Origin of the sequence: Amycolatopsis sp. VS8301801F10, from assembly GCF_046195355.1 — a bacterium.
Lineage (GTDB): Bacteria > Actinomycetota > Actinomycetes > Mycobacteriales > Pseudonocardiaceae > Amycolatopsis.
Map to the genome: position 1 here is coordinate 7,850,254 of NZ_CP176065.1, position 13,688 is coordinate 7,863,941.

The window sequence follows — 13,688 nt, forward strand, 5'->3', positions numbered from 1 at the left end:
CGCCGCCGGGTGGATGTCACACATTGTGCGCGTTCGCCGCCACGTGTGGCGCAGTGAGCTTCTCCACGTACTTCGCGACGACGTCCACTTCGAGGTTCACGAGGTCGCCTTCTTCGCGCCTGCCGAGGGTCGTCGCCTCGAGCGTGGTGGGGATCAACGCGACCGAAAACCGGTCCTCGGTGATGCTCGCGACGGTGAGCGAAACGCCGTCGACGGCGATCGAACCCTTCTCCACGACGTACCGCGCCAAGGCCGGGGGCAGGGAGAACGTCGTCACGCCGCGTTCGTCGCGGGAGAGGAAAACGCCGGTGCCGTCGACGTGGCCCTGCATGATGTGCCCGCCGAGCCGCCCGCCCGCCGGGGTCGCGCGCTCGAGGTTCACCGCGTCGCCGACGGCCACCTTCGCGAGGCTCGAACGCTGGAGTGTTTCGTTCACCACATCGACGGTGAACTCACCGCCGGAGACCGTGACGACGGTCAGGCAGACGCCGCTTACTGCGATCGAATCGCCGTGGCCCGCGTCCGAGGTGACCAGCGGGCCGCGCACGGTGAGCCGAGCCGCGTCGGTGAGCTGCTCGACCGCGGTGACCTCGCCGACCTCTTCGACAATTCCCGTGAACACTGCTGCCTCCTCGCCCGGCCACCGCCTTCGGTGGGCCCCTCCATCCAACACCCGCCCGGCCCCGGGAGCTTCCCGGGACGGGAAGGTCAGCTGACGCGGAGACGGGCGGCCTGCTCGCGCAGGGCGGCGACGGCGCGGCCCGGGTCCTGCGCCCCATAGACGGCCGAGCCCGCGACGAAGCAGTCCACGCCCGCTTCGGCGGCCTGTTCGATGGTGTCGGAGTTGATCCCGCCGTCGATCTCGACGACCAGCTTGAGGTGCCCGGTGTCGACCAGCCGGCGCGCGGTGCGCACCTTCTCCAGCACGTCGGCGATGAACGACTGCCCGCCGAAGCCCGGTTCGACCGACATGACCAGCAGCGTGTCGTAGTGCTTGAGGGTTTCCAGGTGCGGTTCGAGCGGCGTGCCCGGCTTGATCGACAGGCCCGCCTTCGCGCCCGCGGCGCGCAGGTTCTTCGCCAGCATGACCGGGTCCTTGGCGGCTTCCACGTGCACCGTGACGTTGTACGCGCCGGCCTCGGCGTAGCCGATCGCCCAGCGGTCCGGGTCTTCGATCATCAGGTGGCAGTCGAGCGGCAGGTCGGTCGACTTGAGCAGCGACTGGACCACCGGGAGGCCGAGGGTCAGGTTGGGCACGAAGTGCGCGTCCATGACGTCCACGTGCACCCAGTCGGCCCGGGTCTCGCCGGGATGCGCGACGGCCGCGATCTCCTCGCCGAGCTTGGCGAAGTCGGCGGACAGGATGCTGGGTGCGATGAGAGGTGAAGCCACGACCCGAGTGTAAGAGGACCCGGTTCCCGGCCGTTCACCGGCCGTGACCGCACCGGAGTTCGCTTTCCGGACACCGGGCGCTCATCCGGAATCTCCGCGTCGAACACATCGGCGAGCACTAATGGGTCACCTCCGGAAGTTCCGGACGAGAAGCACCCCGAGGAGAACCATGAGAACCGTCTTGGCAGGCCGCCGCAAGTGGGTGGCCGCGGGCGCGCTCGGCGTCGCGCTGGTCGCCGCCGCCCCGGTCGCGATCGCCGCGCAGGGCAACCAGGACGACCAGGGCGCGCGCGCCGCTTCGGCCGGCGCGGGCGACCGCACGCAGGAGGTCCGCCAGGCGATTCAGGGCGGGCACGCGCGCAACGTCATCCTGTTCATCGGCGACGGCATGGGCCAGTCCGAGATCACCTCGGCGCGCAACTACGACCGCGGCGCGGCCGGCCGGCTCGCGATGGACGAGTTCCCGCTGACCGGCGACTACACCACCTACTCGGTCGAGAAGGGCAACCCGGCCAAGCCGGACTACGTCACCGACTCCGCGGCGTCCGGCACCGGCTGGGCGACCGGCACGAAGACCTACAACGGCGCGATTTCCGTGGACGCCTACGGCAATCCGGTCCCGACCCTGCTCGAGCTCGCCAAGCGCAGCGGCCTGCGCACCGGCGACGTGACCACCGCCGAGGTCCAGGACGCGACCCCGGCCGTGCTCGGGGCGCACGTCGTCGACCGCGACTGCAAGGGCCCGGACGAGACGACCAAGAAGTGCGCGCGGAACGCCAAGGAGAACGGCGGCGCGGGCTCGATTTCCGAACAGCTCGTGCAGACCCGCCCGGACGTGCTCCTCGGCGGCGGCGCGAAGTACTTCGACCAGAAGGCGACCGCCGGGCAGTTCAAGGGCAAGCCGGTCCTGGAGCAGGCCAAGGCCGCCGGGTACACCGTGGTCAACACCGCCGACGACCTCGCCAAGGCCCAGCCGGGCAAGCCGCTGCTCGGGCTGTTCGCGCCGGGCAACCTGCCGGTGAACTGGACTGGCCCGAAGGCGACGCAGGGCGGCACCGCGCCGACCCGCTGCACGGCGAACCCGGCGCTGCCGAAGACGCAGCCGAAGCTGGTGGCGCAGACGCAGAAGGCGTTGCAGCTGCTGGACGACCGGCGCAGCAACAAGGGCTTCTTCCTGCAGGTCGAAGGAGCTTCGATCGACAAGCAGGACCACGCGGCCGACCCCTGCGGGCAGATCGGCGAGACGATCGATTTCGACGCTGCCGTTGCCGCTGGGCTCGCTTACGCGCGCAGCCACCCCGACACGCTCGTCGTGGTGACTGCGGACCACGGGCACACCAGCCAGATCGTGTCCAACGACGCCAAGACGCCTGGGCAGACTGCCACGTTGATCACGAACGAGGGCGCGAACATGACCCTCAACTACGGGACCGCGCTGCCGGGTTCCTCGATGGAGCACACCGGGACGCAGGTCCGGATCGCGGCTTACGGGCCGCAGGCGGCGAACGTGGTCGGGCTGACCAACCAGACCGATCTGTTCGGCACGGTGAAGCGCACCCTTCGCCTGCGCTGAGCCTCGAGTCCGGGAGGGGCTTCCCTGGGCTTCCCTGGGCTTCCCTCGGGGTTCCCCTCCCGGCTTTCACGCGGGCGAGGGCAGCAGGTCGAGAGGTTCCGACCACGGGCGGCGCGGGTCGAGCCGGTGCAGCCGCACGCCGGCCTCGGACAACGTGTCGAGGTGCCGCCGCCAGGCCGGGTGGTGCTCCCGGGTGTCCTGGACCTGATAGGCCACGACGATGGTGATCCCTGGTGCGCCAAGGACATCGCCGAGGAGCGTGAGCGCCTGGTTGTCCGCGATCCCGAGCGCCAGCTTCGCCACCGAGTTCGCCGACGCCGGCGCGAAGAGGAAAACCTTCGGGTCCGGATGCGGGCGCGGTTCGCCGGGCAGCCGGGACGCACTGCGCACCGGCAGGTCCGTCGTCGCTTCGAGTTCGCCCAGGCCGCCGGTCGCCTTCAGCCAGCCCCAGGCCGTCGGGGTGAGGGTGATGGCCAGCCGCCAGCCTCGGGCGACCGCTGGTTTCGCCAGCTCGTCGGTGAACCGGGTGTCGAGTCCGCCGCACGAGCTGGCGACCAAACCTAGATCCGTCACGGTTTGCGCAGCACCGCGCAGAACATGGCGTCGGTGCCGTGCCGGTGCGGCCACAGCTGGACGTACGGGCCTTCGCCGAGTTGCGGGACGTCCGGGAAGAACTCGCGGGCGTCCACGATCTCGGACTTGGTCCGGCGCGCGGTTTCGCCTACCACGCCTTCGGTTTCGGCCAGGTGCGGCGAGCAGACGACGTAGGCGACGATGCCGCCAGGGCGCACCAGGTCCAGCGCCGCCATCAGCAGTTCGCCCTGCAGTTTGGTCAGGTCCGCGACGTCCGACGGCTTGCGTCGCCACCGGGCCTCAGGACGGCGGCGCAACGCTCCGAGGCCGCTGCACGGGGCGTCGACCAGGATCCGGTCGTAGCCCGGTTCGAGGCCGCTTTCGCGGCCGTCCGCGACGTGCACGGTGACCGGCAGGCCCTCGGTGGCGTTCTCGATCAGCCGGGCGCGGTGCGGGGCCTTCTCGACGGCGTCCACGTGCGCGCCGCTGATCTTGGCCAGCGCGCCGAGCAGCGCCGCTTTGCCGCCGGGGCCCGCGCACAGGTCCAGCCAGCGTTCGTCGGAGCCTTCCAGCGGCGCCTTGGTGACGGCGACGGCGCACAGCTGGCTGCCTTCGTCCTGCACCGCGGCGAGGCGTTCGCGCACCGGTTCCGCGTCGGCCGGGTCGCCCGCGCCGGCCGGCAGGTGCACGCCGTAGGGCGAGTAGGGCGCGGGGTCGCCGCCGGTGATGGCGGCCAGTTCGTCGGCGCTGATCTCGCCGGGACGCGCGACCAGGTGCACTGCGGGGCGGGCGTCGTCCGCTTCGAGGGCGGCCTTCAGCTCGGCGCCCTTGTCCCCCAGCGCTTCCGCGAAGGAGCGGGCGACCCAGCGCGGGTGCGCGGTGCGGAGCGCGTACGCGCCGATCGGGTCGGCCGCTTCGTCCGGGGCCAGTTCGTCCAGCCACTGCGCTTCGTCCTTTGTGGACACCGCACGCAGGATGGCGTTCGCGAATCCCGTTGCCCACGAACCGGCTTCGGCGCGTACGAGGTCCACAGTGGACCCGACCGAGGCGTGCTCCGGGATCCGGGTGCGCAGCAGCTGGTAGACGCCGAGCCGCAGCGCGTCGAGCACCACCGGGTCGGTCTTCTCGATCGGCCGGTCGGCGCACGCGGCGATCACCGCGTCGAGCAGGCCTTGCGCGCGGGCCGCGCCGTAGGTCAGTTCGGTGGCCAGCGCCGCGTCCCGGCCGCTCACGCGGCGTTCCCGCAGCAGCTGCGGGAGGACGAGGTTGGCGTACGCGTCCTTCTCGCGGACCGCGCGCAGCACGTCGAACGCGACCTGGCGGGCCGGGTCGACCTCCGGCGGGCGACGGGGTCCCTGTTTGCGCGGAGCCGGACGGCCCCGCTGCGGCCGCGAGGGCCGCCGTTCTCCACGCTCGTTCACTGGAGGCGCTCTCCTTCGTCGATCCTCGTGCCGCGCGCCCAGTCGGTGGCCGCCATCCGTTTCTTGCCGGCCGCCTGGACCTCGCCCAGCCGCACCGGTTTCGTCGCCGTGCCCACGAGCACGCGCTTGCGCTCGACCACCAGCTCGCCCGGCCGCGGACCGGGTTCGTCGAGCACGGTGACCGGCCCCAGCTTGAACCGCTCGCCGCGGAACTCCGCCCACGCGCCGGGGTCCGGCGTCACCGAGCGGATGTGCCGGTCGACCGCCGAAGCCGGGTCGGCGAACGACACGCGCGCGTCCTCGACGGTCACCTTCGGCGCGTAGCTCATGCCCTCGGCGGGCTGCTCGACCGCGCGGAGCGTGCCGTCCTCGATGCCGTCCACGGTGGACACCAGCAGGTGCGCCCCGGACTCGGCGAGCCTGCTCAGCAGCGCGCCGGACGTGTCGGCCGGCCCGATCGGCTCGGTCACCACGCCGAACACCGGCCCCGCGTCGAGTTCCTTCACGATCCGGAAGGTGGACGCGCCGGTCATCTCGTCCCCCGCGCGGATCGCCGCCTGCACCGGGGCCGCGCCGCGCCACGCGGGCAGCAGCGAGAAGTGCAGGTTGACCCATCCGTGCACGGGGATGTCGAGCGCGGACTGCGGCAGCAGCGCCCCGTACGCGACGACCGGGCAGACGTCCGGCGCCAGCTCGCGCAGCCGGGCGAGAAACGCCGGGTCACCAGCGCGGGAAGGCGTGAGCACCTCGATGCCGTGCTCGTCGGCGAGCGTGCCCACCGGGGAACGCGACACCTTGCGCCCGCGCCCGGCTTGGGCGTCCGGCCGCGTGACGACCGCGACGACCTCGTGCCGCCCGGACTCGATCAGCGCGCGCAGCGACGGCACGGCGGGTTCCGGGGTGCCGGCGAAAACGAGACGCATCACCGCACCTCCGGCAGGGAAAAGGGGATTTCAGGCTGGTCGGACATCGGAAGCGAGTCTAGAAGACCCCGCCTCCGACGGCGCGGCGCGGGCAGCCAGCCGAGGCGGGCGCCAGGATCGGGTACATGACCACGCTGAAGGCGACCCTGCACGACGACCTGACGACCGCGATCAAGGCGAGGGACCAGCTGCGCTCGGCAACCCTGCGCCTGACCCTCTCGGCGATCGGCTACGAAGAAACCGCGGGAGACAGCGCCCGCGAACTCTCCGACGACGAGGTATTGAAAATCATCACCCGAGAGGTGAAGAAACGCCGCGACGCCGCCGAAGCCTTCGACAAGGCAGGCCGCGCGGACTCCGCGGAACGCGAACGAGCCGAAGCAGAGGTCCTCACCGCCTACCTGCCCGCCCAGCTCTCGGACGACGAGCTGCGCACCCTGGTCACCGAGGCAGTGACGGAAACCGGCGCCTCCGGAATGGCCGGAATGGGCGCCGTGATGAAGGCAGTACAGCCGAAGGTCGCCGGCCGCGCCGAGGGTTCGCGCGTAGCCGCCGAGGTGAAACGCCAGCTCTCCGCAAGCTGACCCGTCCCTCGCCCGCTGGCCCTGCCGTCGCACCCGCCCCACGGCCCGTGAGGGCCACCTTCACGGACTCAGAGTCCCTCAAGGTTCCCCTCACGACCAGCCGACGTCCGCGAGGGGAACCTTCACGAACTCTGATTCCCTCATGGCTCTTCAAGCCCTAAAACCGCCACCGCTGCACCAAAACATCGAGGCACCCAGCCCCTCCCCCGCACCCCGATACGAAGCCTCCCTGCGGTTCGGGGGTGCTTGTCAAGGCATCTTTCCCGCCTTGACAAGCACCCCCGAACCGTCAGCACAATCGGCCTTCGGGGTGCCCCACGCCGGACGGGGCGCAATGTCGCCGCCAGGCGACGAGCCGCCTCACCCCCAAGGCAACACCACCTGAGCAGCCCCCTGCCCCCTCCTCACCGGCTCAGCAGCGGCAACCCACCGCCCACCCCCTAAATACTCCACCCCGGTAGCCGCCCCGATCTCCGCCGGAGCCGCGGAAAACCCCTGCCCCCGCCCCCGTAAATCGGCAACCTCCGGCTGAGCGAGAAACCCGCTCTCGACATCAGCCCGAGCGGAATTCCGCTGAGAAGCCCGAGGAGCAGCAATCGCCCCCTCCAACGACAACCCGCGATCGACCCGCCCCAAAACCACCTGCAACACCGTGGTGATAATCGAAGCACCCCCAGGCGACCCAGCGGCGAAAAACGGCTTCCCGCCCCGCAACACCACAGTAGGCGCCATAGACGACCGAGGCCGCTTCCCCGCCCCAGGCAAATTAGGATCCGGCACCCCAGGCGTAACGGGAACGAACGAAAAGTCAGTCAACTCGTTGTTCAACAAAAACCCACGCCCAGGAACGACAATCCCACTACCGCCCTCCTGCTCGATAGTGAGGGTGTAAGCGACAACATTCCCCCACCGATCGGCCACAGTCAGATGCGTGGTGTTCTCCCCCTCATAAGGCGTAGGCGCCCCGACCGAACCCGCCGCACAGGGCTGCGAGTCCCGAGGATCAGCAGGCGCAACCGGACTGACCGCGGCCCGCTCCCGGGAAATCAAACAAGCCCGGCTGTCCGCGAACTTCTGGCTCAGCAACTCCCGAGCCGGAACATCCACAAACGCGGGATCTCCGATCCACCGATTCCGATCGGCGAACGCGAACCGCGAAGCCTCAAGGAAATACTGCAGGTAATCCGCCTGGCCGGCCTTCGAAAGATCGTAATTCTCCAGGATGTTCAACGCCTCGCCCACAGTAAGCCCGCCAGACGAAGGCGCGGGCATCCCGTACACATCGAGCCCGCGATACCGCGTATGCGTAGGCACCCGCTCAACAGCCTGATAAGCGGCGAGATCGTCGACAGAAAGCTTCCCCGGCCGCACCTTCAGCGAAGAAGCCGGATCGACCGGCGGCCGCTGCACAGTCCGGGCGATGTCCGCCCCGATCTCGCCCCGGTACAGCACATCCGTTCCCCGCCGAGCCAGCTGCCCGTACGTAGCGGCCAGATCCGGATTCCGGAACACCGTCCCCGGCGCCGGCGGCTGTCCCCCAGGCAGATACAGCGACCGGGTAGAAGGAAACGCGGCGAACCGGTCGGCATTGTGCGCGACCTGATCATGGAATGTCTGGTCCACCACGAATCCCTTGCGCGCCAACCGCTCCGCCGGAGCGATCGACTGCGCGAGCGACCGGGTCCCCCACTTGCGCAACGCCTCCCGCCAAGTAGCCGGAGTACCCGGCACCCCCACGCTCAACCCGCTGGTCACCGCGTCCGCGAACGGCAGCGGTTTGCCGTTCTCCACGAACAGGTTCTCGTCCGCAGTCCGAGGCGCGGTTTCGCGGCCGTCGAGCGTGTGGACCTTGCCGGTTTTCGCGTCGTAGTACACGAAGAACCCGCCCCCGCCGATGCCGGCCGAGAACGGGTCCGTGACGCCGAGCGCGGCCGCGACGGCGACCGCCGCGTCGACGGCGTTTCCGCCGCCGCGCAGCACCTGCGTGCCGATGGCCGTGGCGTCGGCGTCGATGCTCGACACCGCGCCGAGATAGCCGGTCGCGACAGGCGATTTAGGAGTGGGAACGGCGGCCGAGGCGTCGACCGCCCCGGCCGTGGACACCAGGACGGCCACGAATGCCGCCGCGAGGATGCGCTTTCCGGTCGTGGGCATGCGGGCGAGTCTGCCCCGCGGCGGAACCGGTGTCCACACTCACTTCGAAGCCGCCATCGCCACCGCGGTCAGGGTCGCCAGCCCGCCGACGCCCGCCGCCCCGACGACCAGCCCGGAGATCGCCGCGACCGAGGCGGCCAGCCGCACCGCCAGCCCGGCGATCCAGCGCAGCACCCGGATCACCGCCACGAGGACCACCAGCGCGAGCACCAGCACCGCGGCCGGCACCCCCTGCCCGCTTTCCTGCGCGACGGCCAGCACGGTGCTCACAGCCGCACCTGTATCCGCGGTTCGCGCAGGTCCTCGCGGCCGAATTCGCGCATGTTCTCGTAAGCCCGCCTGCGCATTTCCTCGCGCGCCCGCACCCGCCGGCGTTCCGAGCCCAGCTGCCACACCCACCGCCAGCCGACGACCGTCGCGACGACGGAACCGGCGAGGGTCACCAGGAAGGCCTGTCCGGCGAGACCGTGGAGCGAGTCGAGGCTCAGCAACACCAGCAGCGCCCACACTTGGGCGACGGTGAACGGGACGACCAGAGCTGCCGCGTACACCCCCCGACGCCAGCGAACCGGCTGAGGAGCGGGAAGAAACGGTTCCATGACTGCCTCCCTCGGTGGTGTGTTCCCAGAAAACCCCGGCGGCGCCGGGAAATCTGTGTCAGCTGACACGTTCAGCGGGCGAGCCGCCGCAATTCCGCGAGCCGGTGGATGGTCACCCGGCCGCGCGCGGTGCTGATCACCCCCTGGCGGCGGAGTTCCCGCGTCACCCTCGCCCACGATTCGCGCGAAATCGCCGCGGTCATCGCGAGTTCCGCTTGCGTGCCGGGCACCGCGACCTCGATGTCCGCGCCGCGCCGCACGCCGTGCTGCACCGCCAGCTGCATCAGCTGCGCGGCCACGCGGCGGGTGGTCGTCCCGCCGCCGAGATCGAGCCACTGCCGTCCGACGTCGCGCATCCGGTCGGCGAGAACCCGCAGCAGCGCCCAGGAAATCGCCGCCTCGCGCCGGCACAGCGCGACGAACCGCGCGGCGGGCACGACCAGGACGTCCAGTTCGTCGAGGGCTTGCACGGTCGCCGACCTCCGTCCGCCGTCGATCACGGCCAGTTCGCCGATCACCTCGCCCGCGCCGCGGACGCCGACCACGACCTCGCGCCCGTCCGGCGTCGCGTTGGTGATCCGGACGTGCCCGGCCAGCAGGAGAAGCACCACCGACGCCTGCTCGCCTTCGCGGCAGAGCACGTCCCCGCGCCGGTAGGCCTTGCGGACCGCCAGCGCTTCGAGCTTCGCGCGGTCCGCGGCGGCCAGCGCCGGCCAGAACCCGATCGCCTCCACGGCGGTCCCCCCTCCTCGTCGTCGGCCGGACCGTTCAGGCGATCAGTCCCGCTCCCGGCCGGACGGCGTCGGTGGTGCGGACCCAGCCCCGGGTCCGCTGGCCGCCGACGCGCACGTGGAAGGCATGGGCGAAACCGCTGCGGTCGATCCCGGCGTAGCCGTGCCGGACGACCGAACGGTGGATCGCGTTCGAGACGACGAGCGCGAGCGGGCCGGAGGAACCGCGCAGCCTGCGTCTCAGATCCGGCGCGTCGAGAAGCCGGCAGGCGATGTCGATGTCCTCGCCGTACGGTCCGTGCGCGTCGTAGTGCACCTCGCCGGCGTGCACCGAAACGCGCAGCCGGAAGGCCAGTTCGGGGTCCTGGTCGCCGTGCCGGGCGAGCAGTTCGGTCAGCGCGGGCACCACGCGGGCGAGCAGGACCGTCTTCGGCACCTCGTCGACCGGCCGGACGAGGCACAGCGCGCCGTCGCCCCGGTCGACGAACGGATCCCGGAACTCCTCCGTGATGCCGCCGGCCCGGAACGCCTCGTCGAGCAGGGCGAACAGGACCGAACGGAGCCCGGCCCGAGCCGGGTTCGTACGGGTGGTCGACCCTTCGATGTCGACCACCACGATGGCTCGGTGTACTGGTGCCTGTACTGCTGAGGTGTCCATGACCGCCCCCCTATTTCAGGAAGCTACTGAAATCTAGTAGACTTTCACAGCAGCTACTATAAGGGTGGGCCCGGACTGAAACAATGGTGTCGCGCACACGACATCTTCAGTTCAGCTACGGGTCCAGTCCGAGATTGGCCACCCCTGAATGTCCGCCGACACTCGACCCCCAGCCCGTCCGGCCACCGCGGCCTCCCGGGTGTAGAATCCCGCCAGTCACGCCTGACTGAACTTCACTGAAGGGTCTGAAGTCGTGTCTCAGCCCAATCCCGCGCTCGCCGCTCGACTGCGCACCCTGCGCAAGGAGAGCTGGTCCGACGTGGTGCTCACCCAGAAGCAGCTCGCCGAGGCCTTCGGCGTGAGCACCGGCCTGCTGTCGTCGTGGGAGAACGTGGCGAAACCGGTGACGCCCCCGCAGCCGCGGCTCGAGGCGTACGCGACCTTCTTCGCCACCCGCCGTTCGGTGCAGGGGCCCAAACTCCGCCTGCTGGACCTGGAGAACCTGACCGACGAGGAGCACACCGTCCGCAAGGAGCTGCTCGCGGAGCTGCAGGCGCTGCGCGGCGACCTCGACGACCCGCCCGCCCAGCCGGTCTTCGCGCCCTCGAGCCTGTGGCATTTCCCGCCGAACCAGGACATCGTGATCGTCTGCGCGCAGCTGCCGGAGAAGTACCGGATCGCCTACACCGACCCGTCCAGCCCGGACTTCGTGAACCTCTACACCTACGCCGACCCGGACGCGCTGCTCGAGCTCTACGGCCACATCCGCGCGTGCAACCCGGCGAGCGAGGTCACCTTCCGCACCACCGACCAGCACACGACGCTGTCGGCGGACGAGTACACCGCGCACCTGGTGCTGCTCGGCGGCGTCGACTGGAACCCGCAGACCCGCGCGCTGCTCGACCGGGTCGACGTGCCGGTCCGCCAGATCAGCCGCGCGGGCGACGAGGAACAGCTGGAGACCGGGTTCGAAGTGACCCGCCCGGACGGCACGACCGAGCTGTTCAGCGCCAAACTGCGCAACGGCGTCCTGATCGAGGACGTCGCGCACTTCTACCACGGGGTCAGCCCGCTCAACCGCAAGCGCACCGTGACCGTGTGCAACGGGATGTACAGCCGCGGCACCCTCGGGGCTGTCCGGGCGCTGACCGACCGCCGTTTCCGCGACCGCAACCAGGCCTACCTCGACCAGCGCTTCGCGGGGGCGGATTCCTTCAGCATCATCAGCCGGGTCCCGGTCTTCGACAACCAAGGGCTCACCCCTGACTGGACCCTGCCAGAAAACCGGCTGCACGAGTGGCCAGAATCGAGCCTCGCATGACCGCGACCGTCGCAGCGCCGGCGCAGCACACGACGCATCAGCGGCTGCTGCACCACGTCGCCGCCGAAGACGCGCCGCAGGCCCGGCTCGACGCGATCGTCGTGCCCAACGGCCGCCCCGCCGCCTACCTCAAGGACGCGTTCCGCGCCGCCCGCGAGGTCGACGCCACGCTTCTGCTGCTGTGCAGCAAGAACGCGCGCGCGACCGACGCGGTGCTCGCCGCGAAGCGCGCCGGGGTGCGAGTCCGCGCGATCGACACCGACGAGGCCGCCGGTCTCGGCGCCATCCCGCCGTTCGAGACGAGCAAGCTGCTGCAGAAGCGGGCTCGCATGCTGCGCCGGGCCGACACGAGCTTCAAACGCAACCTCGGCGTGCTCGTGGCGGACCTCGCGGGCTGGCAGCGCATCCTTTTCCTCGACGACGACATCCATCTTTCGCGCCCCGCCGACCTGCGCGCGGCGGCGGGCCTGCTCGACGAGTACGCGGCGGTCGGCCTCGCCAACACCGGCATGCCGGACAACTCCGTGGTGTGCCACGCCTACCGCGAATCCGGAGGACAGCAGGACACGTTCGTCGGCGGCGGCGCGCTGGCCGTCGGCCGGGACGCGTTCTCCTCGTTCTTCCCGGACATCTACAACGAGGACTGGTTCTTCCTCCTCGGCGACACCGGCCTGCGCGCGACCGCGGTCACCGGCACCGCGCACCAGGGCGACTACGACCCCTATCGCGACACCATGCGCGCCCGGTCGGAGGAACTGGGCGACACGCTCGCCGAGGGCATCTACTGCCTGCTGGACAACGGCCTCGGCATCGCCGACGCGACCGCCGCGTACTGGGCGGACTTCCTGGAAAGCCGGCGAGCGTTCATCCGCACCACGCTGCGCCAGGTGCTGGACGCGCCGTACCTGACCGGCTCGTACGAGCAGCGGATGATCTCGGCGCTGAAGGCCGCGCACGGCCGCAGCCTGCTGATCGAGCCGGAGCTGTGCGTCAGCTACCTGCGCGCTTGGCGGCAGGATCGGGAGGCGTGGCAGACGCATCTCCTGTCACTGCGCGCCCGACACGGTTCGACGGGCGATCCGGACGCCGCGTTCGACACGCTGGGGATCGCCGAAATCGTGCACAAATCCTGAAAGCTCAACGCTCACCGCAACTGCGGCTGGCCAACGGTGCGGAACGATCGTCCGGCAGCCTCTTCACCAGCACGTGGCAGCGCTCGGCCTCGGAGAACGTGCGTCCGTCCGGCGAGATACGTTCCGCGTAGCAAATCACCGTGCCGTGTCCCCAGTCGTGGTATCCGAGGCGGCCGTACAGCCGGGCGGCGCGGGTGTTGTCCGTGCGGACCGCGAGCGCGCCCAGTGCGTGGCCGTGGCCGACCAGGTAGTCCTCGGCCGCGTGCACGAGAGCCGCGCCGATGCCGCGGTTGCGTGCCTGCGGGGCCACTTCCAGCCGGTTCAGCAGCGGAACGCCCGGCAAATGGCCGCGGATCGGCGGTTCCTCGGCGTCCTCCAGCCAGAGATAGACGGCGCCGACCGGCCGCGCGGAGCACCACGCGGTGAACAGGACGCCGAGCCCCTTCGCCTGCCGGGTGAACCGGTCCTCGAAAAACCCCCGGTCGCCGAGGATTTCCGCCAGCGCCGCGAGGTCCGCCTGCTCGGCCGGCCGGATCGAGACGTCGCCCATCAACGCCGACTCCTGTCCGCAGGACCGGGGCACGCGAGCGGACGGCCCGCGCCGCGGTCCTGATCTTCGCCGCCCG

The 13,688-nt window shown here is 70.6% G+C and carries 15 protein-coding genes; 4 read left to right on the forward strand and 11 right to left on the reverse strand.

All coding sequences use genetic code 11. The features are described 5' to 3' along the window. Window positions 1–16: 16 nt before the first annotated feature. Together F9C11_RS35950 and rpe are read right to left on the reverse strand one after the other, a co-directional pair. Window positions 17–622 (reverse strand): riboflavin synthase, encoded by a 606-nt coding sequence (locus tag F9C11_RS35950; protein WP_409181808.1) that lies wholly within the window; start codon window positions 620–622, stop codon window positions 17–19. Window positions 623–708: 86 nt separating this feature from the next. Next, complete coding sequence (rpe, locus tag F9C11_RS35955) at window positions 709–1,392, reverse strand: ribulose-phosphate 3-epimerase (protein ID WP_409181809.1); 684 nt, start codon at window positions 1,390–1,392, stop codon at window positions 709–711. A gap of 169 nt (window positions 1,393–1,561) precedes the next feature. On the opposite strand from rpe, the gene phoA reads away from it, so the two are divergent. Further along, window positions 1,562–2,965, forward strand: a complete 1,404-nt coding sequence (phoA, locus tag F9C11_RS35960; protein ID WP_409181810.1) for an alkaline phosphatase — start codon at window positions 1,562–1,564, stop codon at window positions 2,963–2,965. 66 nt (window positions 2,966–3,031) lie between these two features. Here the strand turns inward: phoA and F9C11_RS35965 are convergent, their stop codons facing one another. The 3 genes from F9C11_RS35965 to fmt are packed head-to-tail and all read right to left on the reverse strand — an operon-like array spanning window position 3,032 to window position 5,882. After that, the gene (locus F9C11_RS35965; protein ID WP_409181811.1) at window positions 3,032–3,538 is read right to left on the reverse strand and encodes a flavoprotein; all 507 of its coding nucleotides are present in this window, start codon (window positions 3,536–3,538) and stop codon (window positions 3,032–3,034) included. Beyond that, window positions 3,535–4,959 carry an RsmB/NOP family class I SAM-dependent RNA methyltransferase gene (locus tag F9C11_RS35970; protein ID WP_409181812.1) on the reverse strand — a complete coding sequence of 475 codons (1,425 nt, stop codon included), beginning with the start codon at window positions 4,957–4,959 and terminating at the stop codon, window positions 3,535–3,537. The genes F9C11_RS35965 and F9C11_RS35970 overlap by 4 nt, the downstream gene beginning before the upstream one ends. Next, a complete protein-coding gene (fmt, locus tag F9C11_RS35975) occupies window positions 4,956–5,882 on the reverse strand; it encodes a methionyl-tRNA formyltransferase (RefSeq protein WP_409181813.1) in 927 nt (308 codons plus the stop codon). The genes F9C11_RS35970 and fmt overlap by 4 nt, the downstream gene beginning before the upstream one ends. A 125-nt stretch (window positions 5,883–6,007) precedes the next feature. Between fmt and F9C11_RS35980 the strand changes: the two genes are divergently transcribed. Then, on the forward strand, window positions 6,008–6,466 hold the full coding sequence (locus tag F9C11_RS35980; protein WP_409181814.1) for a GatB/YqeY domain-containing protein: 459 nt from the start codon (window positions 6,008–6,010) through the stop codon (window positions 6,464–6,466). A 360-nt stretch (window positions 6,467–6,826) separates the two neighbouring features. Here F9C11_RS35980 and ggt read toward each other — a convergent pair whose 3' ends face one another. The 5 genes from ggt to F9C11_RS36005 form a co-directional block, all read right to left on the reverse strand. Then, window positions 6,827–8,620, reverse strand: coding sequence for a gamma-glutamyltransferase (ggt, locus tag F9C11_RS35985; RefSeq protein WP_409181815.1), 1,794 nt, complete (start codon window positions 8,618–8,620; stop codon window positions 6,827–6,829). Window positions 8,621–8,659: 39 nt separating this feature from the next. Continuing rightward, window positions 8,660–8,890, reverse strand: coding sequence for a hypothetical protein (locus tag F9C11_RS35990; protein ID WP_409181816.1), 231 nt, complete (start codon window positions 8,888–8,890; stop codon window positions 8,660–8,662). Then, complete coding sequence (locus F9C11_RS35995; protein WP_409181817.1) at window positions 8,887–9,219, reverse strand: hypothetical protein; 333 nt, start codon at window positions 9,217–9,219, stop codon at window positions 8,887–8,889. The genes F9C11_RS35990 and F9C11_RS35995 overlap by 4 nt, the downstream gene beginning before the upstream one ends. Before the next feature lie 71 nt (window positions 9,220–9,290). After that, window positions 9,291–9,953, reverse strand: a complete 663-nt coding sequence (locus tag F9C11_RS36000; protein ID WP_409181818.1) for a Crp/Fnr family transcriptional regulator — start codon at window positions 9,951–9,953, stop codon at window positions 9,291–9,293. A 34-nt stretch (window positions 9,954–9,987) separates the two neighbouring features. Continuing rightward, window positions 9,988–10,608 carry a hypothetical protein gene (locus F9C11_RS36005; RefSeq protein WP_409181819.1) on the reverse strand — a complete coding sequence of 207 codons (621 nt, stop codon included), beginning with the start codon at window positions 10,606–10,608 and terminating at the stop codon, window positions 9,988–9,990. 253 nt (window positions 10,609–10,861) lie between these two features. On the opposite strand from F9C11_RS36005, the gene F9C11_RS36010 reads away from it, so the two are divergent. Then, complete coding sequence (locus F9C11_RS36010) at window positions 10,862–11,929, forward strand: helix-turn-helix domain-containing protein (protein WP_409181820.1); 1,068 nt, start codon at window positions 10,862–10,864, stop codon at window positions 11,927–11,929. Continuing rightward, the gene (locus F9C11_RS36015) at window positions 11,926–13,062 is read left to right on the forward strand and encodes a hypothetical protein (RefSeq protein WP_409181821.1); all 1,137 of its coding nucleotides are present in this window, start codon (window positions 11,926–11,928) and stop codon (window positions 13,060–13,062) included. The genes F9C11_RS36010 and F9C11_RS36015 overlap by 4 nt, the downstream gene beginning before the upstream one ends. Before the next feature lie 4 nt (window positions 13,063–13,066). Here the strand turns inward: F9C11_RS36015 and F9C11_RS36020 are convergent, their stop codons facing one another. Beyond that, window positions 13,067–13,612 carry a GNAT family N-acetyltransferase gene (locus F9C11_RS36020; RefSeq protein WP_409181822.1) on the reverse strand — a complete coding sequence of 182 codons (546 nt, stop codon included), beginning with the start codon at window positions 13,610–13,612 and terminating at the stop codon, window positions 13,067–13,069. Between the last annotated feature and the right edge of the window lie 76 nt (window positions 13,613–13,688).

Excerpts from the sequence above, each read along its gene's own strand:
- ggt (WP_409181815.1), bottom strand. The coding sequence starts at position 8,620 with ATGCCCACGACCGGAAAGCGCATCCTCGCGGCGGCATTCGTGGCCGTC.
- F9C11_RS35995 (WP_409181817.1), bottom strand. The coding sequence starts at position 9,219 with ATGGAACCGTTTCTTCCCGCTCCTCAGCCGGTTCGCTGGCGTCGGGGG.
- F9C11_RS36015 (WP_409181821.1), top strand. The coding sequence starts at position 11,926 with ATGACCGCGACCGTCGCAGCGCCGGCGCAGCACACGACGCATCAGCGG.
- fmt (WP_409181813.1), bottom strand. The coding sequence starts at position 5,882 with ATGCGTCTCGTTTTCGCCGGCACCCCGGAACCCGCCGTGCCGTCGCTG.
- F9C11_RS36020 (WP_409181822.1), bottom strand. The coding sequence starts at position 13,612 with ATGGGCGACGTCTCGATCCGGCCGGCCGAGCAGGCGGACCTCGCGGCG.
- phoA (WP_409181810.1), top strand. The coding sequence starts at position 1,562 with ATGAGAACCGTCTTGGCAGGCCGCCGCAAGTGGGTGGCCGCGGGCGCG.
- F9C11_RS36005 (WP_409181819.1), bottom strand. The coding sequence starts at position 10,608 with ATGGACACCTCAGCAGTACAGGCACCAGTACACCGAGCCATCGTGGTG.
- F9C11_RS35980 (WP_409181814.1), top strand. The coding sequence starts at position 6,008 with ATGACCACGCTGAAGGCGACCCTGCACGACGACCTGACGACCGCGATC.